The sequence below is a fragment of the Streptomyces sp. NPDC059917 genome (assembly GCF_042730635.1).
Taxonomy (GTDB): domain Bacteria; phylum Actinomycetota; class Actinomycetes; order Streptomycetales; family Streptomycetaceae; genus Streptomyces.
In genome coordinates this window covers 59,106-81,288 of the sequence record NZ_JBHWLC010000007.1, presented here as the reverse complement: position 1 = coordinate 81,288, position 22,183 = coordinate 59,106, and the positions used below count along the sequence as shown (strand labels likewise).

Annotated in this window: 17 protein-coding genes and 1 riboswitch; of the genes, 10 read left to right on the top strand and 7 right to left on the bottom strand. The window is 70.9% G+C overall.

Translation table 11 applies throughout. The features are described from left to right. The first annotated feature begins 86 nt into the window (after positions 1-86). Both ACFWAR_RS06390 and ACFWAR_RS06385 read left to right on the top strand, forming a co-directional pair. On the top strand, positions 87-824 hold the full coding sequence (locus tag ACFWAR_RS06390; RefSeq protein WP_385773840.1) for an IclR family transcriptional regulator: 738 nt from the start codon (positions 87-89) through the stop codon (positions 822-824). A 97-nt stretch (positions 825-921) separates the two neighbouring features. Next, on the top strand, positions 922-1,371 hold the full coding sequence (locus tag ACFWAR_RS06385; RefSeq protein WP_385773682.1) for an SsgA family sporulation/cell division regulator: 450 nt from the start codon (positions 922-924) through the stop codon (positions 1,369-1,371). A gap of 25 nt (positions 1,372-1,396) precedes the next feature. Here the strand turns inward: ACFWAR_RS06385 and ACFWAR_RS06380 are convergent, their stop codons facing one another. Continuing rightward, on the bottom strand, positions 1,397-2,824 hold the full coding sequence (locus ACFWAR_RS06380) for a YibE/F family protein (protein ID WP_385773680.1): 1,428 nt from the start codon (positions 2,822-2,824) through the stop codon (positions 1,397-1,399). 39 nt (positions 2,825-2,863) lie between these two features. Then, a riboswitch (TPP riboswitch) is annotated at positions 2,864-3,002 on the top strand. Here ACFWAR_RS06380 and thiC point away from each other — a divergent pair. Then, positions 2,996-4,783: a phosphomethylpyrimidine synthase ThiC gene (gene thiC / locus ACFWAR_RS06375; RefSeq protein ID WP_385773678.1), complete on the top strand. Its 1,788-nt coding sequence runs from the start codon at positions 2,996-2,998 to the stop codon at positions 4,781-4,783. (Overlaps the previous riboswitch by 7 nt.) 124 nt (positions 4,784-4,907) lie before the next feature. Here thiC and ACFWAR_RS06370 read toward each other — a convergent pair whose 3' ends face one another. The 3 genes from ACFWAR_RS06370 to ACFWAR_RS06360 all read right to left on the bottom strand — a co-directional run bounded on the left by ACFWAR_RS06370 (position 4,908) and on the right by ACFWAR_RS06360 (position 8,445). Further along, on the bottom strand, positions 4,908-5,717 hold the full coding sequence (locus ACFWAR_RS06370; RefSeq protein WP_385773676.1) for a hypothetical protein: 810 nt from the start codon (positions 5,715-5,717) through the stop codon (positions 4,908-4,910). Positions 5,718-5,864: 147 nt separating this feature from the next. Then, on the bottom strand, positions 5,865-7,154 hold the full coding sequence (locus ACFWAR_RS06365) for a metallophosphoesterase (protein ID WP_385773674.1): 1,290 nt from the start codon (positions 7,152-7,154) through the stop codon (positions 5,865-5,867). 175 nt (positions 7,155-7,329) lie between these two features. After that, positions 7,330-8,445, bottom strand: coding sequence for a LacI family DNA-binding transcriptional regulator (locus ACFWAR_RS06360; protein WP_354378879.1), 1,116 nt, complete (start codon positions 8,443-8,445; stop codon positions 7,330-7,332). 350 nt (positions 8,446-8,795) lie between these two features. Here ACFWAR_RS06360 and hisC point away from each other — a divergent pair, with 350 nt between their 5' ends. After that, the gene (gene hisC / locus ACFWAR_RS06355; RefSeq protein ID WP_385773671.1) at positions 8,796-9,878 is read left to right on the top strand and encodes a histidinol-phosphate transaminase; all 1,083 of its coding nucleotides are present in this window, start codon (positions 8,796-8,798) and stop codon (positions 9,876-9,878) included. Positions 9,879-9,914: 36 nt separating this feature from the next. Here hisC and ACFWAR_RS06350 read toward each other — a convergent pair whose 3' ends face one another. Next, on the bottom strand, positions 9,915-10,283 hold the full coding sequence (locus ACFWAR_RS06350; protein WP_385773669.1) for a cyclophilin-like fold protein: 369 nt from the start codon (positions 10,281-10,283) through the stop codon (positions 9,915-9,917). A 189-nt stretch (positions 10,284-10,472) separates the two neighbouring features. Between ACFWAR_RS06350 and ACFWAR_RS06345 the strand changes: the two genes are divergently transcribed. The 4 genes from ACFWAR_RS06345 (at position 10,473) to ACFWAR_RS06330 (ending at position 18,366) form a co-directional block, all read left to right on the top strand. Continuing rightward, the gene (locus tag ACFWAR_RS06345) at positions 10,473-11,978 is read left to right on the top strand and encodes a cytochrome ubiquinol oxidase subunit I (protein ID WP_385773667.1); all 1,506 of its coding nucleotides are present in this window, start codon (positions 10,473-10,475) and stop codon (positions 11,976-11,978) included. Positions 11,979-11,996: 18 nt separating this feature from the next. Next, on the top strand, positions 11,997-12,998 hold the full coding sequence (cydB, locus tag ACFWAR_RS06340) for a cytochrome d ubiquinol oxidase subunit II (RefSeq protein WP_385773665.1): 1,002 nt from the start codon (positions 11,997-11,999) through the stop codon (positions 12,996-12,998). Between the two features lie 31 nt (positions 12,999-13,029). Beyond that, positions 13,030-16,587 (top strand): thiol reductant ABC exporter subunit CydD, encoded by a 3,558-nt coding sequence (cydD, locus tag ACFWAR_RS06335; protein ID WP_385773663.1) that lies wholly within the window; start codon positions 13,030-13,032, stop codon positions 16,585-16,587. Positions 16,588-16,650: 63 nt separating this feature from the next. Continuing rightward, complete coding sequence (locus ACFWAR_RS06330) at positions 16,651-18,366, top strand: GAF domain-containing sensor histidine kinase (RefSeq protein ID WP_385773661.1); 1,716 nt, start codon at positions 16,651-16,653, stop codon at positions 18,364-18,366. A gap of 26 nt (positions 18,367-18,392) precedes the next feature. On the opposite strand, the gene ACFWAR_RS06325 is transcribed toward ACFWAR_RS06330, so the two are convergent. Then, positions 18,393-19,277, bottom strand: a complete 885-nt coding sequence (locus ACFWAR_RS06325) for a Cof-type HAD-IIB family hydrolase (RefSeq protein WP_385773659.1) — start codon at positions 19,275-19,277, stop codon at positions 18,393-18,395. 69 nt (positions 19,278-19,346) lie between these two features. On the opposite strand from ACFWAR_RS06325, the gene ACFWAR_RS06320 reads away from it, so the two are divergent. Beyond that, entirely contained in the window at positions 19,347-20,249 is a 903-nt protein-coding gene (locus ACFWAR_RS06320; protein ID WP_385773657.1) for an LLM class flavin-dependent oxidoreductase, read from the top strand. A 223-nt stretch (positions 20,250-20,472) separates the two neighbouring features. On the opposite strand, the gene ACFWAR_RS06315 is transcribed toward ACFWAR_RS06320, so the two are convergent. Continuing rightward, entirely contained in the window at positions 20,473-21,012 is a 540-nt protein-coding gene (locus tag ACFWAR_RS06315; protein ID WP_385773655.1) for an RNA 2'-phosphotransferase, read from the bottom strand. Positions 21,013-21,155: 143 nt separating this feature from the next. Here ACFWAR_RS06315 and ACFWAR_RS06310 point away from each other — a divergent pair, with 143 nt between their 5' ends. Beyond that, positions 21,156-22,064, top strand: a complete 909-nt coding sequence (locus ACFWAR_RS06310; RefSeq protein WP_385773653.1) for an aquaporin — start codon at positions 21,156-21,158, stop codon at positions 22,062-22,064. The last annotated feature ends 119 nt before the right edge of the window (positions 22,065-22,183 follow it).

Genomic DNA, 22,183 nt, shown 5'->3' with positions numbered 1-22,183 from the left:
GCCCCCGCGAGCGGGCCGGCCCCAAGGTCCGCCGCCACGCCTGGGGGTGAGCTTTGACACCGCTTCACAATGCCGGTGTGCCGACTCTGATCGGCTCCGTGCAAAGGGCCCTGAGGCTACTGGAAGCGGTCGGCTCCCATAGCGAGGGAGCCCCGGCGAAGCAGCTGGCGCGCGAGGCCGGGCTCCCGCTCCCCACCGCGTACCACCTGCTGCGGACCCTCACCCACGAGGGCTATCTGCGCCGCGAGGGCGGGGTGTTCATCCTCGGGGACGCCGTCGGTCGACTGGCCGGTGGGGGACTCCAGCAGAAACGTCGCACCATGATCCTCGACTCCCTCGCGCACTTCCGCGAGACGGTCGGGGCCCCCGTCTACTTCGCGGTCTACCGCGAAGGCGAGATCGAGGTCGTCGGCGTCTCTGACACGCCGACCGGCCCGGCCTGCGAGGAATGGGCCGCCTTCCGCGAGACCGGCCACGCGCACGCCATCGGGCAGTGCCTGCTGGGACAGCTCGACGAGAAGGCCCGCAAGGACCACTACGCCCGCCATCCGGTCCAGCCCGTCACCCCGTACACGGTTTCGGACGTGCACGCTCTGGAGCAGAAGATCGGAACGCTGGGCAAGATGCAGCCGGTTACGGAGCGTCAGGAATATTCTCTCGGCACGGTGTGCGCGGCCATCCCCATTACGGCCGGAGACACCGCTGCGACCATGGCGATTTCCCTTCCGCTGCACTTGGAAGGCCGGTTGCCCTATGCGCTCGAACGGCTACGGAGTGAAGTAGGCGCGCTGTTGAGCTCGCTTTCGTTCTCTATCAGTATCTGAAAACTCACTCCTTGTGATCTCCCGGCGCTTACACCACTCTTGTCAAGAGGGCCCTGGGGCACCATTCCTGGCCACTTCCACAACAGCGGGGTAGTCAATGCGCGAGTCGGTACAGGCAGAGGTCATGATGAGCTTCCTCGTTTCCGAGGAGCTCTCGTTCCGGATCCCGGTGGAACTCCGGTACGAAGCACGGGATCCCTACGCGGTGCGTCTGACGTTCCACCTCCCCGGCGATGCGCCCGTGACCTGGGCGTTCGGCCGGGAACTGCTTCTCGACGGCATCAACAAGCCGTGCGGCGACGGCGATGTGCACATCGCTCCCAGTGATCCGGAGGAGCTGTCGGACGTGCACATCCGGCTTCAGGTCGGCACGGACCGGGCCCTTTTCCGGGCCAGTGCGGCGCCCCTGGTGGCGTTCCTCGACCGCACCGACCGGATCGTGCCGCTCGGTCAGGAGCGCAACCTCGGTGATTTCGAGGAGAACCTGGAGGAGGCGTTGGACAAGATCCTGGCCGAGGCCCGGCAGAACGAGCAGAACGCCGGCTGAGCAACTGTCACGCCGTCACACCGAGTCACCGCTTCCGGCGACGACCGCGCCCACTGCGGCTCGGCCCCGAGGCCGCTCCAGCGGTCGGGGACCCCGGCCGGTCGGCGGAGACGACGAGTGCGGCCAGGGCCGTGGTCACCGGGACCGAGGCGACGAGACCGATCGAGCCCACGAGGGTCCGTACGATCTCCTCCGCCACCAACTCGCTGTTGGCCACCGCTCCCACACTGCTGTTCGCGATGGAGAACAGCAGCAGCAGCGGCAACGCGGCGCCCGCGTAGGCGAGTACCAGGGTGTTGACGACGGACGCGATGTGGTCGCGACCGATGCGGATGCCCGCCCGGTACAGCGCGCGCGGCCCCATCGACGGGTCCGCCTGGTGGAGTTCCCAGACCGCGGACGTCTGGGTGACCGTCACGTCGTCGAGCACGCCGAGCGATCCGATGATCACGCCTGCCAGCAACAGGCCGCTCATGTCGATGTGCGGGTAGAGCCCGTGGATCAGTCCGGTGTTGTCATCGGTGTTGCCGCTGAGGAAGGCCCAGCCGATGAACACCGAACCCAACAGCCCGATCAGCAGCAGCGAGGCCAGGGTCCCGAGCACGGCGACCGAGGTCCTGGCGGTCAGGCCGTGGCACATGTAGAGCGCGATCAGCATGATCGCGCTGGCGCCGACCACCCCCACGACCAGCGGATTCGAACCCTGGAGGATGGCGGGCAGGATGAAGAGCGTCAGCACGGAGAAGCTGACCGCGAGGGCGATCAGCGCGAACAGCCCGCGCAGTCGGCCGACCACGACCACGGCGATGGCGAAGATCCCGGCCAGCAGTGCCAGCGGGAGCTTGCGGTTCACGTCGATCACGGAGTACTGCAGGTCGCGCGGAGCGGCCGGTGCGTACGCCACCACGATCCCCTGACCTGTCTCCAACTGCCGTGGTGCGCCCGGCTGGACGATCTCGACGAAGCGGTGTCCCCGGTCGGGCCCGGTGCCGATCTCGACCGTGGCCTTCTTGCAGTCGCCGGACGGGGCGGCCTTGCCCTTGGGGGCGGAAGGGCCACTGGACGGCGGGACCTGCGCGGCGTTGACGGACTTGCAGTCGACCAGCTCGATCGACACGACCTTGCCCTGCTGGGTCTGTCGGTCGAAGCCGACTCCGGTGCGCTCGTGCGCGGGGGCGCCGCCCGGCCACAGGACGATCATGCCGACGAGGACGGCGGCGGCGAAGGGGATCAGGACCGCCGCGATGACCTTGCGCAAGTGCTTCGAGACGGGGGCGGCCGGGCCGTGGCTGTGGGAGTGCGAGTGCCCGTGGGACGCGCCCGCGGACGGTCCGTGCGAGGACCCGTGGGGAGGGTGGGCGTGGCCCGAGTGATCCGAGTGATCCGTGGGCTCGGTGGGGGGCTGCGGCGAGGACGTCACCGAGTGATCATCGCAAGAGATGAGGGGGCCCACTGTTCAGCACGCCAAGGATGACGCTAGCGTGGGGGCACCTTTGCACAACGCGGGAGCTCGGAGCACCGGGCTGAGAGGGCGCTGATCACCGTACGTGGACACGTACGGGAGGAGGCTGCGCCGACCGCCGAACCTGTTACCGGGTAATGCCGGCGTAGGGAGATAGGTCTCATGACCATTCAGGACGCACACACGCCTGCCGTCAGCCAGGACAGCAACGGCCAGGAAGAGCGCCAGCCTGGCTGGCACAAGGGGTACGTTGCGGGCTCCCGCCCGGACCTCCGCGTGCCGGTTCGCCAGGTGCACCTCACCAACGGCAAGGACGTGACGCTCTACGACACGTCCGGCCCGTACACCGACCCGCAGATCGAGACCGACGTCCGCCGGGGCCTCGCGCCGCTGCGCGAGAACTGGATCATCAGCCGCGGTGACACCGAGGAGTACGCGGGTCGCCCCGCGCGCCCCGAGGACGACGGCATCAAGCACACCTCGCCCCGCGGCGGACTCAAGAACCTCGACGCGGTCTTCCCGGGTCGCCCGCGGCTGCCCCGTCGGGGCCGCGACGGCCAGGCCGTGACCCAGCTCGCGTACGCCCGCCGCGGTGAGATCACCCCGGAGATGGAGTACGTCGCGATCCGCGAGAACGTCTCCCCCGAGGTCGTCCGCGAGGAGATCGCGGCGGGTCGTGCCGTCCTCCCCGCGAATGTGAACCACCCCGAGATCGAGCCGATGATCATCGGCAAGCGCTTCCTGGTGAAGGTCAACGCCAACATCGGGAACTCGGCCGTCACCTCCTCCATCGAGGAGGAGGTGGACAAGATGACCTGGGCCACCAAGTGGGGCGCCGACACGGTCATGGATCTCTCCACCGGCCGCAACATCCACACCACCCGCGAATGGGTGCTGCGCAACTCCCCCGTCCCGATCGGCACCGTTCCGCTCTACCAGGCGCTGGAGAAGGTCGACGGGCGGGCCGAGGACCTGACCTGGGAGATCTACAAGGACACGGTCATCGAGCAGGCCGAGCAGGGCGTCGACTACATGACCGTCCACGCGGGCGTGCTGCTGCCGTACGTGCCGCTGACCGCGCGCCGCAAGACGGGGATCGTGTCCCGCGGCGGCTCGATCATGGCCGCCTGGTGCCTCGCGCACCACAAGGAGAACTTCCTCTACACGAACTTCGAGGAACTCTGCGACATCCTGGCCACCTACGACGTCACGTACTCGCTGGGTGACGGCCTGCGCCCCGGTTCCATCGCGGACGCCAACGACGCGGCGCAGTTCGCGGAGCTGAAGACGCTGGGCGAGCTGAACACGATCGCCAAGCGCCACAACGTGCAGACCATGATCGAGGGCCCGGGCCATGTCCCGATGCACAAGATCAAGGAGAACATCGACCTCCAGCAGGAGATCTGCGAGGAGGCCCCGTTCTACACCCTGGGCCCGCTGACCACGGACGTCGCCCCCGCCTACGACCACATCACCTCGGGCATCGGCGCCGCGATGATCGCCTGGTGGGGCACCGCGATGCTCTGCTACGTGACGCCCAAGGAGCACCTGGGCCTGCCCAACCGCGATGACGTCAAGACCGGAGTCATCACCTACAAGATCGCCGCGCACGCGGCCGACCTGGCCAAGGGGCACCCCGGCGCACAGGAGTGGGACGACGCGCTGTCCGACGCGCGTTTCGAGTTCCGCTGGGAGGACCAGTTCAACCTGGCCCTCGACCCCGACACGGCGCGGGAGTTCCACGACGAGACCCTGCCGGCCGAGCCGGCGAAGACCGCGCACTTCTGCTCCATGTGCGGTCCGAAGTTCTGCTCGATGAAGATCTCCCAGGACATCCGCCGCGAACACGGCGGGGACCTGAAGGCCGACGAGATCCAGGCGGGCATGGCGGAGAAGTCCGCCGAGTTCGCGGCCGCGGGCAACCGCGTCTACCTGCCGCTGGCCGACTGACGCCGGCGCCCTTCGCGTCGCCTCCGGGGGCCGTCCCCCTCGGGAGCGACGCAGGGCGAGGGCAGTGGGTCGCCGCCGTGAGCGCTGTTTCACGTGAAACAGCGCTCCGTCGACCCTGCCCGCCTCACTCCGGCTCGTGCTCCGGGCCGCCGAAGTCGGGGCTTGTGAAGTCCGGCGGCGTGTAGCCGGGGCGGGGGCCCTGCCCACCCGTACCGCCAGGGCTGGTGAAATCGGGCGGGGTGTAGCCGAGCTGGGGGATGCGCCGGGGCTGACGGCGCGGTGCCGGGAAACCGCCACCGGCGCTGGGATCTGCCAGCGCGTCCCGCAGGAACGGCATGATGCCCCGCTCCAGCAGTGCGTGGCGCCAGGCCTCCCGGGCACGCGAGACTTCGTCCGGGACGGCCTCGGCCACATTCACCGTCACTTCGGTGGAACTGTTGCGGATGGCGGTGACCAGCAGCCCTATCGCCGCGAAGAGGATCGCCGCCGCGGTGAGCGCGCCGAAGAGCCAGCCCGCCGTCAGCATGGTCTCGGCGAAGGCGGGCTCGGGCTCGATCATCTTCAGGATGTAGCCCACCAACAGGAAGATGAGCATGGCCGTGCCGGCCAGGACCGGCGCGAGGACCGCGACCACGGCGCTCACTCCGGCGCCGCCGCCACCCGGATCGTCGTCCGAAGCCGTCGCGGGGGTGGTGGCCGTCCCGTCCCGCAGCTCACCGCGGATCTTCACGTAGTGGTCGTACTCGGCCGCGGCCGCGGCCGTCAGGAGCGCACTGGCGTCCAGAGCCATGGTGCGCAACTGTTCGGCGTTCAGCCGTTCGCCCAGACTCGCGAGTTCGGGCCGTTCGTGTGCGGTGCGCAACGCCTCGTCGAGGAGCCGATCGAACTCCGGCCGGTCTTCGGTCAGCAGGTGCGGAGCGCTGGTCATGTGCATCCCCCGATGCTCCGTGGAGGCCGGTTGGCCCGCGTGGACCGGGCACCGGCACAAACGGAGGAGAGCCTGCTACGGACAGTGCGATGGTAGAGCGCCCACGCCACGCGGTGACAGGGGCTTTCCGGAAATACCCCGCTCCAAGAACACTCAGTCGTTCAACGGGAGTTGTACGACCAGCAGTTTCCCGGCCATGGTGACCCCGCCGTCCATGGCGATCGCGAGGCCGTCCGCGTAGACGTGGGGGCCGTCGATGGACTCGGGCCCGTGGGTGTGCTCGCCGTCCTCGGCGCCCACTTCGCCCAGCAGGTACGGGATGGGACTGTGCCCGTGCACCACGCGCCCGCCCCCGTAGGTGCCGAGCAGCTCGCGCACGGCCTGCGGCCCGGTTTCCTGGTCGCGGAAGGCGAAGCGCTTGGTGAACTTGCGGAACAGGTCCCAGGTCTCGTCCGCGTCGTGCTGGTTGAGCAGCTCGTGGACCTTGTCGTTGACGTCCTCGATGGAGTCGCCGTAGTCCAGGTAGGCCGTGGTGTCGGAGTGCAGCAGCAGGTGGCCGTCCTCCAGGGCGGCCGCGTCCAGCCGGGACATCCACTGCAGGTGCACGTCCTCCAGGCGCTCCATGTCGGTGCGCTGGCCGCCGTTGAGGAGCCAGGCGGCCTGGAAGGTCGCGGTGCCCGCGCCGGACATGACCGGGGTGTCGCCGAACCTCTTGGCGCCGATCAGGAGCAGCTCGTGGTTGCCCATGAGGGCCTTGCAGTAGCCGCCCGCGGCGGCGGCCTCGGCGGACAGCCGCATGACGAGGTCGATCACGCCGATGCCGTCGGGCCCGCGGTCGGTGAAGTCGCCGAGGAACCAGAGCCTGGCGTTGCCGGCCGACCAGTGTCCGTCGGCGTCGATCAGACGCTGGGCCTGGAGCTCGGTGTACAGCTCGTCCAGGTAACCGTGCACGTCGCCGACGACGTAGAGGGGCCCGGGCCCGTCGGCGGGCGCGTCCTGGTGGACGTACTGGACCTGGACGGTGTCGCCCGGTCCGCCGCGACTGATGACGGGGAGGTCGCGCTGGGTCGGCGTGTAGTCCTCGGAGTCCGCGCCCTGATCGGAGTGGCCGTGCTGCTCGGGGTGTTCGGGCACCACCGTGGCGAAGGGCGCGTCGGGATCCGGAGCGGAGTGCGGGCCGGGGCCGGGGCCGTGCACGGGGGCGGGGGTGGGAGCGTAGGCGGGCCGTGGCGGCGGCACGGGCGCGCCGTCGTCGTAGTACGCCGGGTACTCGCCGTAGACGGGGACCTCGCCGGGCATCGCGGCCGCAGCTGTGTCCGTGCCGTACGCGACGGGCGGGGCGGTCGGCACCCGGAAGTCCCGCAGCGTCTCCGTCCGCATCGCGGGTCCCTGACCGGCCCCCTGAGTCATCGACCCCTCCACCACCGTCGCGCTGCCGTACATCTGCGGACCCTCCTGACCTCCAAGGTCGGAGGGTCCGTGATGTCGTGCGCCCATCATAGGAATGTGGCTCGCGCTCTGTGACGCACCAGGGGTGGTGAATCCTGGCCGGAGCGGATTGTTCCTACCGTTTTCTTCCGATATGTGTGTTGCGGGATGGTGCGGGAATCCTCGAAGGTCAGTCTCCGGCCGGGGATCGGGGCGGACTGACGGTGGTGCGCGGTTGCCTGCGCTGTGAGGAAGTTCTGACGATCAGTTCGGTCGGAACCACCTGTTCGACGGGTCGTCCGGTGTCCACTCCCTCGATCGCGTCGATGAGCAACTGGACGACGGCCGTGCCGATGCGACGTGGTTTGAGGGAGAGGGTGGTGATGGGCGGTTCGGTGGTGGCGTACACGGTGGACTCGCTGCAGCAGACCAGCAGGAGGTCCTCGGGGACCCTCAGGCCGTACCGCCGGGCGGCGGCCAGCAGGTCGGTGCCGTTGGGGTCGAACAGCCCGTAGACGGCGTCGGGGCGGTCGGGGCGCGCGAGCAGCCGGTCGGCGGCCACGGCTCCGGCGCACGGGTCGTGAGCGGGGTAGGACTCGTAGACGGGATCCTGGCCGACCCGCTCGCACCAGCTGAGGTAGGCGGTGGTCGAGAGTCGCGTGTAGGTGTCGGTGGTGGTGCCGGTGAGGAGTCCGATGCGACGGGCTCCCGCGGCGGCGAGGTGGTCGAGCAGGTTGAGGACGGCGGCCTCGTGGTCGTTGTCGACCCAGGCCGTGACGGGGAGCGACCCCGCGGGGCGGCCGTCCGACACCACCGGCAGGCCCTGGCGGACCAGCTCGGTGACGACGGGATCGTGGTCGGAGGGGTCGATGACGACGGTGCCGTCGAGGGCGACGTTCGACCAGACGTCGTGTCGGGAGGTGGCGGGGAGGATGACCAGGGCGTAGCCGCGCGCGAGCGCGGCGGAGGTGGCGGCCCTGGCCATCTCGGCGAAGTACGCGAACTCGGTGAAGGTGAAAGGTTCATCCCCGTACGTGGTCACGGTCAGGCCGATGAGGCCCGATTTGCCGGTACGGAGGGTGCGGGCGGCGGCGGAAGGGCGGTAGCCCAGCCGGTCGGCCACCTCGCGGACGTGGCGGCGGGTGGCGTCCGGGAGCCGCCCTTTGCCATTGAGCGCGTCGGAGACGGTCGTGATCGAGACGCCGGCCGCGGCGGCCACGTCCCTGATTCCCGCGCGGCCCGGACGGCCTGCGGTCCGCCGGGGGGTGTCGGTCCGGCTCACCTGATGCTTCCCTGCTGCTGTCATGGCGAGCCGATAGTAGGGCTCGGTGGGGTGGCTGGTCCGTATGCATATGCAGGCGTTGACAGGAACGGTTCTGCATGGTTCGCCACCCCCAATGACCTTGGAAATAAAGGCGTTTAGTAGCAATGAGTGACTATGGCGCTTGTCGTCGGGTACGAGCATGCCAAAGTGAGGAGGTCTCGGACCGGTCTCAACTCACCTGCACGAGGGACGCGCGCCACGGCGCAGGCCACCGGCGCACGCATATATGCATGCGCTCCCCCTCATTCCCGGCGCCGGCCATTCTCGGGAGCGCGGAATCCTCATAAGGTGAGCAGTATTGAGTTGCACGGGATGGTCGAGGAGGACCTGCGGTGAGCGAGAAGAGCCCGAGGCTGCGCGCCGAGCTGGATGGCATTCCCACCTACAAGCCGGGGAAGCCCGCCGCCGCCGGAGGCCCGGTGGCGTACAAGCTGTCCTCCAACGAGAACCCCTACCCGCCGTTGCCGGGCGTGCTGGAGAGCGTCGTGGGGGCGGCCGGGGACTTCAACCGCTACCCCGACATGGCCTGCACGGGGCTCGTCAACGAGATCGCCGAGCGCTTCGGCGTACCGGTCGAGCACGTGGCGACCGGCACCGGGTCGGTCGGCGTCGCGCAGTCGCTGATCCAGGCGACGGCCGGTCCGGGCGACGAGGTCATGTACGCCTGGCGGTCCTTCGAGGCGTACCCGATCATCGTCCAGATCTCCGGGGCGACCTCGGTGAAGGTGCCGTTGACCTCGGGTGACGTGCACGACCTGGACGCGATGGCCGACGCGATCACCGAGCGCACCCGGCTGATCTTCATCTGCAACCCCAACAACCCCACCGGCACCGTCGTGCGGCGGGCGGAGCTGGAGCGGTTCCTGGACCGGGTGCCCTCGGACGTCCTGGTGGTGCTGGACGAGGCGTACCGCGAGTTCGTGCGCGACGCCGAGGTGCCGGACGGCATCGAGATCTACCGGGACCGGCCGAACGTGGCGGTCCTGCGCACCTTCTCCAAGGCGTACGGGCTGGCCGGCCTGCGGGTCGGGTTCGCGATCGCGCACGAGCCGGTGGCCGCCGCGCTGCGCAAGACGGCGGTTCCCTTCGGCGTCAGCCAGCTCGCCCAGGACGCCGCTGTCGCGTCGCTGCGGGCCGAGGACGAGCTGATGGGCCGGGTCGGCTCGCTGCTCGGTGAGCGTGCGCGGGTGTACGAGACGCTGATCGCGCAGGGCTGGTCGGTGGTTCCCGAGACCCAGGCGAACTTCGTGTGGATGCGGCTGGGGGAGCGCACCGCCGACTTCGCGGCGGCCTGCGAGAAGGCCGGTGTGGTGGTCCGGCCCTTCGCGGGTGAGGGCCTGCGGGTCACGATCGGTGAGACCGAGGCGAACGACCTGTTCCTGCACACGGCAGAGGCCTTCTTCAAGGAGCTGTGAGGGGTCGCGGCCGCGGGCCGCGCCCCGTGGGAGCTGTTACGCCAGCTCCACGCGGATGGGGTCGCCGTCATGGACGGTGGCCAGCAGGCGGGGGTCGCCGTCGAACGAGCCCAGGACGTTGCAGGGGCTCGCCAGGCGGCTCTCGCCTCCCCGTGAGATGGGGGTCGGGCCGTAGGGGAGGGCGAGCGCGTCGCCCTCGGTCCAGAAGGCGACCGTGCCCGGGTCGACGACCTGCCGGGCGTCGTCCTCCAGCGCCACGGAAACCCCGGTGTCGAAGTAGACCTCCTCGCCCCAGGTGTTGGCGGAGGCGGAGATCGGGAGTGCCTCCAGCAGGGCCTTGGCCGTGGGGGTGTCGTCGAGGGTCGCGGTGAGCTGGCCGGAGGGCCAGGAGATTCGTATCTGCATGCGCCGCATTCAACAATCTGTTGAATCAATTGGCTAGGGGTACCCCCGCCTGAAAGATGCCGACAGGTGTGCGACATAATGCTTGTGAATGTGAACGCGTTCACAAGCGTGTCTTGTTCATCCCGTATTGGGTGGGATGTAAAGGACACACTGCGGCTGTGACCACGGCGACGCGAAGGAGAAGACGACGTGGACCTAGCTTTGGCGCCGGAGACCCTGGCGCGATGGCAATTCGGCATTACCACCGTCTACCACTTCCTCTTCGTCCCCCTGACGATCTCGCTCGCCGCCCTCGTCGCGGTCTTGCAGACGGCGTGGGTGCGGACGGAGAAGGAGAAGTACCTCAAGGCCACCAAGTTCTGGGGCAAGCTCTTCCTGATCAACATCGCGATGGGTGTCGTCACCGGCATCGTCCAGGAGTTCCAGTTCGGCATGAACTGGTCCGACTACTCGCGGTTCGTCGGTGACGTCTTCGGGGCCCCACTGGCCTTCGAGGCGCTCATCGCCTTCTTCTTCGAGTCGACCTTCATCGGCCTGTGGATCTTCGGCTGGGACAAGCTGCCGAAGAAGATCCACCTCGCCTGCATCTGGATGGTGTCGATCGGCACCATCCTTTCCGCCTACTTCATCCTCGCGGCCAATTCCTGGATGCAGCACCCCGTCGGGTACCGCTTCAACAAGGAGACCGGCCGCGCGGAGCTGACCGACTTCTGGCTCGTGCTGACCCAGAACACCGCGCTCAGCCAGGTCTTCCACACCCTGACGGCGGCCCTGCTGACCGGCGGCGCCTTCATGGTCGGCATCGCCGCCTTCCACCTGCTGCGCAAGAACCACATCGCCGTGATGCGCACCTCGCTGCGCCTCGGCCTGGTCGCCGTGGTGATCGGCGGGCTGCTGACCGCGATCAGCGGCGACACCCTCGCCAAGGTCATGTTCAAGCAGCAGCCGATGAAGATGGCCGCCGCCGAGGCGCTGTGGGACGGGGAGAAGAGCGCGCCCTTCTCGGTCTTCGCCGTCGGGGACGTGGACAAGGGCCACAACAAGGTGGCCATAGAGCTGCCCGGCCTGCTGTCCTTCCTCGCCGACAGCGACTTCGACTCCTTCGTGCCCGGCATCAACGACGTCAACGCGTCGGAGCAGCAGAAGTACGGGCCCGGCGACTACCGCCCGAACATCCCGGTCGCCTACTGGGGCTTCCGCTGGATGATCGGCTTCGGCATGACCTCCTTCGCCATCGGCGCGCTGGGGCTCTGGCTGACCCGACGCAAGTTCCTGCTCCCACCGGCGCTGCGGACCGGCGAGGACGAGCGGCCCCACCTGGTCCTCTTCAAGAGCGCCCTGAGCCCGCGGCTCACCCGCCTCTACTGGCTCGGTGCGATCTGGACGCTCGGCTTCCCGCTGATCGCCAACTCCTGGGGCTGGATCTTCACCGAGATGGGCCGTCAGCCCTGGGCCGTCTACGGGGTCCTGCGCACCGCCGACGCCGTCTCGCCGTCGGTCTCCCAGGGCGAGGTGATCACCTCGATGGCCGTCTTCACCGCGCTCTACGCCGTCCTCGCCGTGATCGAGGTGAAGCTCCTCGTGAAGTACGTCAAGGCCGGGCCGCCGGAGTTGACCGAGGCCGACCTCAACCCGCCCACCAAGATCGGTGGCAACGACGCCGACGCCGACCGGCCGATGGCCTTCTCGTACTGAGGCTGGGGAGACCACACCATGCAACTCCACGACGTCTGGTTCGTACTCATCGCCGTCCTGTGGATCGGCTACTTCTTCCTGGAGGGATTCGACTTCGGGATCGGCGTGCTGACCAAGCTGCTGGCCCGGGACCGCAAGGAGAAGCGGGTCCTGATCAACACGATCGGGCCCGTCTGGGACGGCAACGAGGTCTGGCTGCTCACCGCGGGAGGCGCGACCTTCGCGGCCTTCCCCGACTGGTACGCCACCCTCTTCTCGGGCTTCTACCTGCCGCTGCTGATCATCCTGGTGTGCCTCATCGTCCGGGGCGTGGCCTTCGAGTACCGGCACAAGAGGCCCGAGGACAAGTGGCAGTCCAACTGGGAACACGCCATCTTCTGGACCTCGCTGATCCCCGCCTTCCTGTGGGGCGTCGCCTTCGCCAACATCGTGCGCGGCGTGAAGATCGACGAGCACAAGGAGTACGTCGGCACCTTCTTCGACCTGCTCAACGTCTATTCGATCCTCGGCGGTCTGGTCACCCTCACCCTGTTCACCTTCCACGGCGCGGTCTTCGCCTCGCTCAAGACGGTCGGTGACATCCGGGGCCGCGCGCGGACGCTGGCCACCCGGCTGGGTGTGGTGACCGCCGTGCTGGCGCTCGCCTTCCTGATCTGGACCCAGGTCACCAAGGGCGACGGCGCGAGCCTGGTCGCGATGGTCGTCGCGGTCCTCGCCCTGGTCGGCGCGCTCGGCTTCAACCTGGCGGGCCGTGAAGGCTGGTCGTTCGCCCTGTCCGGGGTCACCATCGCGGCCGCGGTCGCGATGCTGTTCCTGACGCTCTTCCCGAACGTCATGCCCTCGTCGCTGAACGACGCCTGGAGCCTCACGGTCACCAACGCCTCGTCCACGCCCTACACCCTCAAGATCATGACCTGGTGCGCGGGAGTGGCCACGCCGCTCGTCCTGCTCTACCAGAGCTGGACCTACTGGGTGTTCCGCAAGCGGATCGGCACGCAGCACATCGCCGACGCGCACTGATCCCACTCTCCTGCCTGACCCTCCTTGGGGGATGTTTCACGTGAAACCGATCGACCCGCGCCTGCTCCGGTACGCCCGCTCCACCCGTCTCTTCCTGGGGGCCGTGGTGGCTCTGGGACTCGCCGGAGCGGGGCTGGTCGTCGGTCAGGCGATGCTGATCGCCGAGATCGTGGTCGGCGCCTTCGAGGACGGGCTCGACGGGCAGGCGCTCCGGACGCCCCTGTTGCTGCTCGCGGCGGTGGCCCTGGGCCGGGGCCTGGTGGCCTGGCTCACCGAGCTGGCCGCCCACCGGGCCAGCGCCGCGGTCAAGTCGCAACTGCGCGGCCGACTGCTGGAGCGGGCCGCGGACCTGGGCCCGTCCTGGCTCAGCGGGCAGCGGACGGGCTCCTTGGTGGCACTGGCCACCCGGGGCGTGGACGCGCTCGACGACTACTTCTCCCGGTACCTGCCGCAGCTCGGGCTCGCGATCGTGGTGCCGGTGGCGGTCCTCGCCCGGATCGTCACCGAGGACTGGGTCTCGGCGGCCATCATCGTGGTGACGCTGCCGCTGATCCCCGTCTTCATGATCCTCATCGGCTGGGCCACCCAGTCCCGGATGGACCGCCAGTGGCGGCTGCTGTCCCGGCTCTCGGGCCACTTCCTCGACGTGGTCGCCGGACTGCCGACGCTGAAGGTCTTCGGCCGCGCCAAGGCCCAGGCCGAGTCCATCCGGACCATCACCGACGACTACCGGCGCGCCACGATGCGCACGCTGCGGATCGCCTTCCTCTCGTCCTTCGCGCTGGAGCTGCTCGCCACCCTTTCGGTGGCCCTGGTCGCCGTGACCATCGGCATGCGGCTCGTGCACGGTGACCTCGACCTGTACACCGGGCTGGTCATCCTGATCCTGGCGCCCGAGGCGTACCTGCCGCTGCGCCAGGTCGGTGCGCAGTACCACGCGGCCGCCGAGGGACTGGCGGCGGCGGAAGAGATCTTCGAGGTCCTGGAGACGCCGGTGAACGGCGCGGGCGGGACGGCCGCCCCGGCGCCCGTCGCCACCGCCGGGCTGAGCTTCGAGGGCGTCGCCGTGCGCTACGAGGGCCGGGCCGAGCCCTCGCCCGGGCCGATCTCGCTGACGGTCGCGCCGGGGGAGTGCGTCGCGCTCACCGGTCCCAGCGGGGTGGGCAAGTCCACCCTGCTCCAGGTGCTGCTCGGATTCGTGACGCCGACCGAGGGGCGGGTGCGGATCGGCGGCGTGGACCTGTCCGAGCTCTCCCTGGAGCAGTGGCGCGAGCGGATCGCCTGGGTGCCGCAGCGCCCCCACCTGTTCGCGGGGACCATCGCGGAGAACGTACGGCTGGCGCGCCCGGAGGCCTCGGACGAAGAGGTCGCACGGGCGCTGCGGGACGCGGGGGCCGAGGAGTTCGTCGCCGCGCTGCCGGCCGGAGCGGGGACCCTGCTGGGCGAGGGCGGGGTCGGCCTCTCCGCAGGCCAGCGCCAGCGGCTCGCGCTGGCCCGGGCGTTCCTGGCGGACCGGCCGGTGCTGCTGTTGGACGAGCCCACGGCCGCGCTGGACGGGCGGACCGAGGCGGCGGTGGTGGACGCCGTGCGCCGACTGGCCGCCGGTCGCACGGTGCTGCTCGTGGTGCACCGGCCGGCGCTGCTGGCGGTGGCGGACCGGGTGGTGACGGTGGGCACCGCAGGCGCACCGGCGATCCCGGCGCACGCACCGGCCGCGGCCCACGCACCGCACGTACCGGCCCAGCCGCACGCCGAACCCGGGGGCTGGATCCTCGGGGAGGTCGCCGAGCGGGAGGCGGCCGCCGCGACCGGTGGCGGGCGTGGCGGCGACCACCCGCTCACCCGGGTGCGGGCGGCCGCGGCGCAGTGGCAGGGGCGGTTCCGGCTCGGCCTCTTCCTCGGGGCACTGGCCGTCGGATGCAGCGTCGGGCTGATGGCCGTCTCCGGCTGGCTCATCTCCCGGGCCTCCGAACACCCTCCCGTGCTCTACCTGATGGTCGCGGTCACCGCGACCCGGGCCTTCGGCATGGGCCGCGCCGTCTTCCGCTACGCGGAGCGGCTGGTCTCCCACGACGCCGTGCTGCGGATGCTCGCGGAGCTGCGGGTCTCCGTGTACCGGCGGCTGGAGCGGATCGCGCCCGGCGGACTGCGCGAGCGGCGCCGCGGTGACCTGCTGACCCGTCTGGTGGCCGACGCCGACGCGCTGCAGGACTACTGGCTGCGCTGGCTGCTGCCGGTCGGCACCGCCGTGCTCGTCGGGCTCGGCTCGGTCGGCTTCACGGCCTGGCTGCTGCCGGAGGCCGGGGCCGTGCTCGCCGTCGGGCTGCTGGCCGCGGGGATCGTGGTGCCCCTGGTCAGCGGCGCCTGCGCACGACGGGCGGAGCGCAGGCTCGCCCCGGCACGCGGCGAGCTGGCCACCCGGGTGGCGGATCTGCTGTCCGGCACCGCCGAGCTGACCGTCGCCGGGGCGCTGGGCAGCCGCAAGGAGCGGGCGCGCGAGAGCGACGGGGTCCTCACCCGGATCGCCGCCCGGGGCGCCGCGGCCACCGGCATCGGCAGCGGTCTGTCGGCCCTGATCTGTGGCCTGACCGTGGTGGCGGCCGCCGCCGTCGCCGCGGGCGCGGTGCACCAGGGCCGGCTCGGCGGGGTGGCCATGGCCGTGGCGGTGCTCACCCCGCTCGCCGCCTTCGAAGCGGTCAACGGGCTTCCGCTGGCCGTCCAGTACCGCCAGCGGGTACGGCGCAGTGCGGAGCGGGTCCACGAGGTCATCGACGCCCCGGCGCCGGTCGTCGAGCCCGAGGCGCCCGGCCGGGCGCCCGCGTCCGTCTTCCCGCTGCGGCTGACCGGGCTCGCCGCCCGCCACCCCGGGCAGGAGGGCGACGCGCTGCGGGGGATCGACCTGACCCTCGACGCGGGCCGCCGGGTCGCCGTCGTGGGACCCTCCGGCTCGGGCAAGACCACCCTGGCCCAGGTGCTCCTGCGCTTCCTGGACGTGGCCGAGGGCGCGTACACCGTCGGGGGGGTCGACGTACGGACCCTGGACGGGGACGACGTGCGCCGCGGCGTCGGCCTGTGCGCGCAGGACGCGCACATCTTCGACAGCTCGGTCCGGGAGAACCTGCGCCTGGCGCGGACCGGGGCGAGCGAAGCGGAGCTGCGCGCGGCCCTCGCCGCCGCCCGGCTGCTGGAGTGGGCGGACGGGCTGCCCGACGGACTGGACACGCTCGTCGGCGAACACGGCGAGAGGATCTCCGGCGGTCAGCGCCAGCGGCTCGCCCTGGCCCGGGCGCTGCTGGCCGACTTCCCCGTACTGGTCCTGGACGAGCCCGCCGAGCACCTGGACGTGGTCACCGCGGACGCCCTGACCGAGGACCTGCTGCACGCGACCGAGGGGCGGACGACGGTGCTGATCACGCACCGGCTGGCCGGACTGGACGCGGTGGACGAGATCCTCGTGCTGGACGGCGGAAGGGTGGTGCAGCGCGGTCCGTACGCCGAGCTCGTCGCCGTACCGGGCCCGCTGCGGCGGATGGTCGAGCGGGAGCGGGAAGGGGACCTGGCCGGTGCCGGACAGCTGGAATCGGCTTGATCGGGCGGCGGGAAGGCCGGTCCCGACTTTCCCCAGCAAAAGGGACTAACTAGTCTCAAGGACATGTCAGCGCAGGAGTCGCAGGAATCGCCGGACCCGATGGAGGCCGCCACCCAGGCCACGCGGAGTCTGCAGGGGCTGTCCACCGAGCTCACCGCACGTGTCCCGCAACTGCTGGAGGCGATGCGGTCGGTCGGTACCGGCCTCGAACTGCACTCCACGCTGGACCGGATCTGCGAGACCGCCGCGGAGCTGGCCGCCGCCCGCTACGCGGCGATCGGCGTGGTGGACACCGAGGGCCGCGGCCTCTCCGATTTCGTCACCTACGGCATCGACGACGAGACGGCCCGGCGCATCGGGCACCGCCCCGACGGCAAGCGGGGCCTGCTCGGGGCACTGATCGAGCATCCGGACGCGGTCCGCCTCGCCGACCTGTCGAGCGACCCGCGCTCGGCGGGCTTCCCGGCGGGCCACCCGCCCATGAAGACCTTCCTCGGCGTACCGATCCGCGTCCAGGGCGAGATCTTCGGCAATCTGTACCTCGCCGAGAAGCACGGCGGCGCCGAGTTCAACGACTACGACGTCCACATGGTCCGGGTGCTGGCGACCGAGGCGGGCATCGCCATCGGCAACGCCCGCCTGTACGAGGCCGCCACCCAGCGCGAGCGCTGGATCGACGGATCGGTGGCCGTCACCACCGCGCTGCTGTCGGGCGGGGACGCCGACGACGCGCTCGCCGTCGTCGCGGAACAGGCCCGTCGGCTGGCGGACTCGGCGGCCGGGATCGTCATGCTGCCCTCGGAGGAGGGCGGGATGGAGATCGTGGCGGTCTCCGCCGACCACCCGGGCAACTCCCTCGGAGTGCTCATCCCCGGCGACAGCCCCGTGGTGGACAAGCTGCTCCACGGGGAGCCGGTGTTCGTGGACGACGCGTCCGCCGACCCGCGGATGATCGGCCGCCTGACCAGTCAGTACGGACCCTGCATGATGCTCCCGCTGCACAGCGGCGGGCGGGTGCTGGGCGCGCTCGTGACGCCCCGGGCGCGCGGGAAGCGGCCGTTCAGCGAGGCGGAGCGGACCCTGGCCACGCAGTTCGCCTCGCAGGCCGCGCTCGCGCTGATGATGGCCGAGGCCCAGCGCGACCGGGAGCGGCTCGCGGTGTTCGAGGACCGCGACCGGATCGCCCGTGACCTGCACGATCTGGTCATCCAGCGGCTGTTCGCCACCGGGATGATGCTGGAGGGAGCCCAACGCCGCTCCATCGTTCCCGAGGTGCGCGACGGGGTGGGCAAGGCCGTCGACGAGCTGGACGTGACGATCCAGGAGATCCGGACCGCGATCTTCGCCCTCCAGCAGGGCCCGGCGGAGGCCCCGTCGGGTCTGCGCACGCGGGTGCTGCGCGAGATCAACATGGCGGCCGTACCGCTGGGCTTCAAGCCCGCGCACCGCTTCCTGGGACCGATCGACGCCGTGGTCGGCGAGCTGGTCGGCAAGAACCTGATCGCCGCGCTGCGCGAGGCGCTGTCCAACGCGTTCCGGCATTCGGAGGCGGGCCGGATCGAGGTGGTGCTGGACTCGACGATCACGCTCGCGGACGGGCGGCCCGGTGTCCGGCTGGAGGTCGCGGACGACGGGGTGGGCATCCCCGAGGGCGGTCGGCGCAGCGGGCTGCGGAACCTGCGGCGCCGGGCGGAGTCGCTGGGCGGGTCCAGCTCGTACGGCCCGGGCATCGGTGAGGACGGCGGCGGGACGACCCTGGTGTGGGAGGCCCCGCTCTAGCCGGCCTTCCGCGACCCGGACGCGGGTCAGTGCGGGCGGTGGGCCAGGTCGGCCAGGATCTGCTCGATGACCAGGGCGACCCCGTCCTCGTTGTTGGCGACGGTGCGTCCGGACGCGGCCGCGATCACGGCGGGGTGGGCGTTGCCCATCGCGTACGAGGTGCCCGCCCAGGTCAGCATCTCCACGTCATTGGGCATGTCCCCGAAGGCGACGACCTCGGCGCTGGAGATGCCGCGTTCGGCGCAGCAGCGTTCCAGGGTGCTGGCCTTGGACACGCCGAGGCCGCTGATCTCCAGCAGTGCGGTCGGGCTGGAGCGCGTGATCGAGCCGAACTCCCCCGCGGCGGACCGGGCCAGGGTCAAGAACGCGTCCGGCGACAGCTCGGGGTGGTGGGCGAGCAGCTTGAGCACGGGCGCGGCCGTCGTGTCCGGGTCCGCGTACAGGAGCTTCTCCGCGGTGGCCACCGTGGCACCCGGGTCCTGGTAGAAGGGCGGGTACGCGGGCTCGTAGTGGATGCCGGTGGTCAGCTCGACGGCGAAGGAGCTGCCGGGGGCGGCGGCGCGCAGCGCGTGCACGATGGCCAGTGCGTCGGGCCGGGGCAGCTCGCGGACCTGGACGAACTCCCGGCCGGCGTGCAGATCGACGACGGCGGCGCCGTTCGCGCAGATGGCGAGGCCGTGGCCGTGCACGTGCTCGGCGACGACGTCCATCCAGCGGGCCGGACGGCCGGTCACGAAGAAGACCTCGATCCCGGCTTCTTCGGCGGCCGCGAGGGCGGCGACGGTGCGGTCGGACACGGACTTGTCGTCGCGCAGCAGGGTGCCGTCGAGGTCGGTGGCGATGAGGCGGGGCGTGGGTGCGGGCCCGTCCGGGCGCTGGGGAGCCGAGGTCACCGGTCCATCTTCGCCCATGGGCCCGCCCGGCCCGACCAGGGCCGCGGCGGACGGGGTCCGCGTACGGACCGCCGTAGGCTCTGAGGCATGAGTCTGCGCCTGAGCACTGTGATTCTTCCGGTACGTCGCTGGCACGAAGGCGGCCGCGACCAGTGGGTGCGAGCCGAGGAGCTCGGCTTCCACACCGCATACACCTACGACCACCTCTCCTGGCGGACCTTCCGCGACGGCCCGTGGTTCGGCGCCGTGCCCACCCTGACCGCCGCGGCCGCCGCGACCGGGCGGATGCGTCTGGGCACCCTCGTGACCTCGCCGAACTTCCGGCACCCGGTGACCCTCGCCAAGGACCTCATGTCGCTGGACGACATCTCCGGCGGCCGGATCACCCTCGGCATCGGGGCGGGGGGCAACGGCTTCGACGCGACCGCGCTCGGGCAGGAGGCGTGGACCCCGCGCGAGCGGGCCGACCGCTTCGCGGAGTTCGTGCCGCTGCTCGACCGGCTGCTGACCGAGGAGTCGGTGACGTACGAGGGCACCTTCTACTCCGCGGACCAGGCCCGCAACATCCCCGGCTGCGTCCAGCGGCCCCGGCTGCCCTTCGCGGTGGCCGCCAACGGCCCGCGCGGGCTGAAGCTGGCCGCCCGGCACGGGCAGGCCTGGGTGACCACGGGCGACCCGAAGCTCTTCGAGGCGGGCACCGCGGAGCAGTCGGTCCAGGCGCTGCGGGGTCAGATCGAGAAGCTGGGCAAGGCCTGTGCCGAGATCGGCCGGGATCCGGAGTCGGTCGAGAAGATCCTGCTGACCGGTTTCACCCCCGAGGCGAACACGATGCTGAGCTCGCTCGACGCGTTCGTCGACTTCGTGGGACGCCACCGTGAGCTGGGCTTCAGCGAGCTGGTGATCCACGCGCCGATCCCCGACTCGGACTTCGCGGCGGACCAGGACGTGTTCGAGAAGATCGCCACCGAGGGGCTCGCACAGCTGGGCTGACGGGACGCCAGCTGGTCCCGTGCGGCCTCGGCGCGGGGCAGCAGCCAGTCCGGCGCGGCCCCCTGCGGCAGCGGGCGCAGGTCCTCGACGAGGGCGGTCGGACCTCGGACACCGGGTTGTCGCCGATCGCCCGGCGCAGTTGCAGCGGCGCCCGCTCGTAGGCGGCGACGCCCGAGTGGGGCCGGGGCCCGGGGGCGGGTGGGCCCGGGTGGGGTGCGTCCGGCTACGGCAGGCGGAGGAATTGCGGAGGGACGGCGTCCACGAGCCACACCCCGTTGGCGCTGATCCGGAACACGTGCCCGGCCGCCCGCATCGCGCCCGCGTCCACGCTGAGCACCACCGGCCGACCGCGCCGCGCGCCCACCCGGGTCGCGGTCTCCCGGTCGGGGGACAGGTGCACGTGGTGGCGCCGCATGGGGCGCAGGCCCTCGCTGCGGATCGGGTCCAGGGCGGCGGCGACGGTGCCGTGGTAGAGGTAGGCGGGCGGTTCGGCCTCGGGGAGGTCCAGGTCCACGTCGACGGTGTGGCCCTGGTTGGCCCGGATGCGGGTGCCCGCCACGGCGAAGCGCTGCTTGTCGTTGGCGGCGACGACGTGGTCGAGTTCCGCGCGGGTGATGGGGAAGCGGTGGTCCGCGGCCGCGCGCAGGAGGTCGTCGATCTCGACCCAGCCCTGGGCGTCGAGCACCAGTCCGATCCGTTCCGGCTGATGTCGCAGGTGTTTCGAGACGTATTTGGACACCTTCACGGTGCGTTTCTCGTCCATGGACGCCAGGTTGCCCGGTGGAGGGCGGCCTGCCAACGGCTTTACGTTCCCTCGGGCCCTCCGGCTCCCGGTGAGACCCCTCTACCGCGCTTTCGGTATACGGAATACTTTTTCCGTTGGACTTGAATCCTGGGGGAGACACCATGACCGCACCCGCCGTGACCGCACCCGCGGTGACCGCATCAGCCGCGACCGCCGTACCGGTCGTGACCGCATCCGTCGCGGCCTCGCTGCCGCGCCGCGCGGCCGCCGAGCTCATCGGTACCTGTGGGCTCCTCGTCGTCGTCATCGGTTCCGGAATACAGGCCGCCGCCCTGAGCCGGGACGTGGGCGTGGCCCTCGTGGCCAACTCCCTGGCCTCGGCGATCGGCCTCGGCCTGATCATCACGCTGCTCGGGCCGTTGTCCGGGGCGCATCTCAATCCCGTCGTCAGCCTCACCTCCTGGTGGGCGCGCCGGGGCGGGGGCGAGGGCCTGGGCGGTCGTGAGGCCCTCGTCTACACCGTGGCCCAGACGCTGGGGGCGATCGGCGGCGCGGTGCTCGCCGAGGCCATGTTCGGGCGAGTGCCGGGGAACTTCGCCACCCAGGTGCGGGGCGGTGGGCACCTGTTGGTCGGCGAGGTCGTGGCCACGGCCGGGCTGGTCCTGGTCATCCAGGGGCTGGGGCGGATCGGGCGGTCGCGGCTGATCCCGGCGGCGGTGGCCGCGTACATCGCCGCCGCGATCTGGTTCACCTCCTCGGGCTCCTTCGCCAACCCGGCCGGGACCGTCGGGCGCGCCTTCAGCGACTCCTTCACCGGCATCGCGCCGCGCTCGCTGCCCGGTTTCGTCGTGGCGCAGCTGGTGGGCGGGGTGCTGGGACTGCTGCTCGCGGCCTTCTTGTACGGGCGGGGCGCGGGTGCGGAGCCGGGTGCTGACTCGGGTGCTGGTGCTGGTGCTGGTGGGGAGTCGGGTTCGGGGCCCGGGGCCGGCGCCGGGGTCGGCGAGGTGGTCGTCGTGGCGCACGAGGGCGTGGCGGCCGGTCCCGACGCCGACTACGCGCGCGCGGGCTGAGCCGACGCCGGTGCGGGCCGGTGCGGGTCGGCGCGGTCCGGTACGCCCGATGTCGATGTCGGCGTCGGCGTCCGCGTCGGCGTCGGAGGGCCCGTCCACAGGAAATCCCCACTTGTCCA

Coding starts and splice junctions, on each gene's coding strand:
- ACFWAR_RS06360 (WP_354378879.1), bottom strand. CDS start 8,445: ATGACAGCAGCAGGGAAGCATCAGGTGAGCCGGACCGACACCCCCCGG.
- cydD (WP_385773663.1), top strand. CDS start 13,030: ATGTTTCACGTGAAACCGATCGACCCGCGCCTGCTCCGGTACGCCCGC.
- cydB (WP_385773665.1), top strand. CDS start 11,997: ATGCAACTCCACGACGTCTGGTTCGTACTCATCGCCGTCCTGTGGATC.
- ACFWAR_RS06350 (WP_385773669.1), bottom strand. CDS start 10,283: ATGCAGATACGAATCTCCTGGCCCTCCGGCCAGCTCACCGCGACCCTC.
- ACFWAR_RS06385 (WP_385773682.1), top strand. CDS start 922: ATGCGCGAGTCGGTACAGGCAGAGGTCATGATGAGCTTCCTCGTTTCC.
- ACFWAR_RS06365 (WP_385773674.1), bottom strand. CDS start 7,154: ATGTACGGCAGCGCGACGGTGGTGGAGGGGTCGATGACTCAGGGGGCC.
- ACFWAR_RS06320 (WP_385773657.1), top strand. CDS start 19,347: ATGAGTCTGCGCCTGAGCACTGTGATTCTTCCGGTACGTCGCTGGCAC.
- ACFWAR_RS06325 (WP_385773659.1), bottom strand. CDS start 19,277: ATGGGCGAAGATGGACCGGTGACCTCGGCTCCCCAGCGCCCGGACGGG.
- thiC (WP_385773678.1), top strand. CDS start 2,996: ATGACCATTCAGGACGCACACACGCCTGCCGTCAGCCAGGACAGCAAC.
- ACFWAR_RS06330 (WP_385773661.1), top strand. CDS start 16,651: ATGTCAGCGCAGGAGTCGCAGGAATCGCCGGACCCGATGGAGGCCGCC.
- ACFWAR_RS06315 (WP_385773655.1), bottom strand. CDS start 21,012: ATGGACGAGAAACGCACCGTGAAGGTGTCCAAATACGTCTCGAAACAC.
- ACFWAR_RS06310 (WP_385773653.1), top strand. CDS start 21,156: ATGACCGCACCCGCCGTGACCGCACCCGCGGTGACCGCATCAGCCGCG.
- ACFWAR_RS06370 (WP_385773676.1), bottom strand. CDS start 5,717: ATGCACATGACCAGCGCTCCGCACCTGCTGACCGAAGACCGGCCGGAG.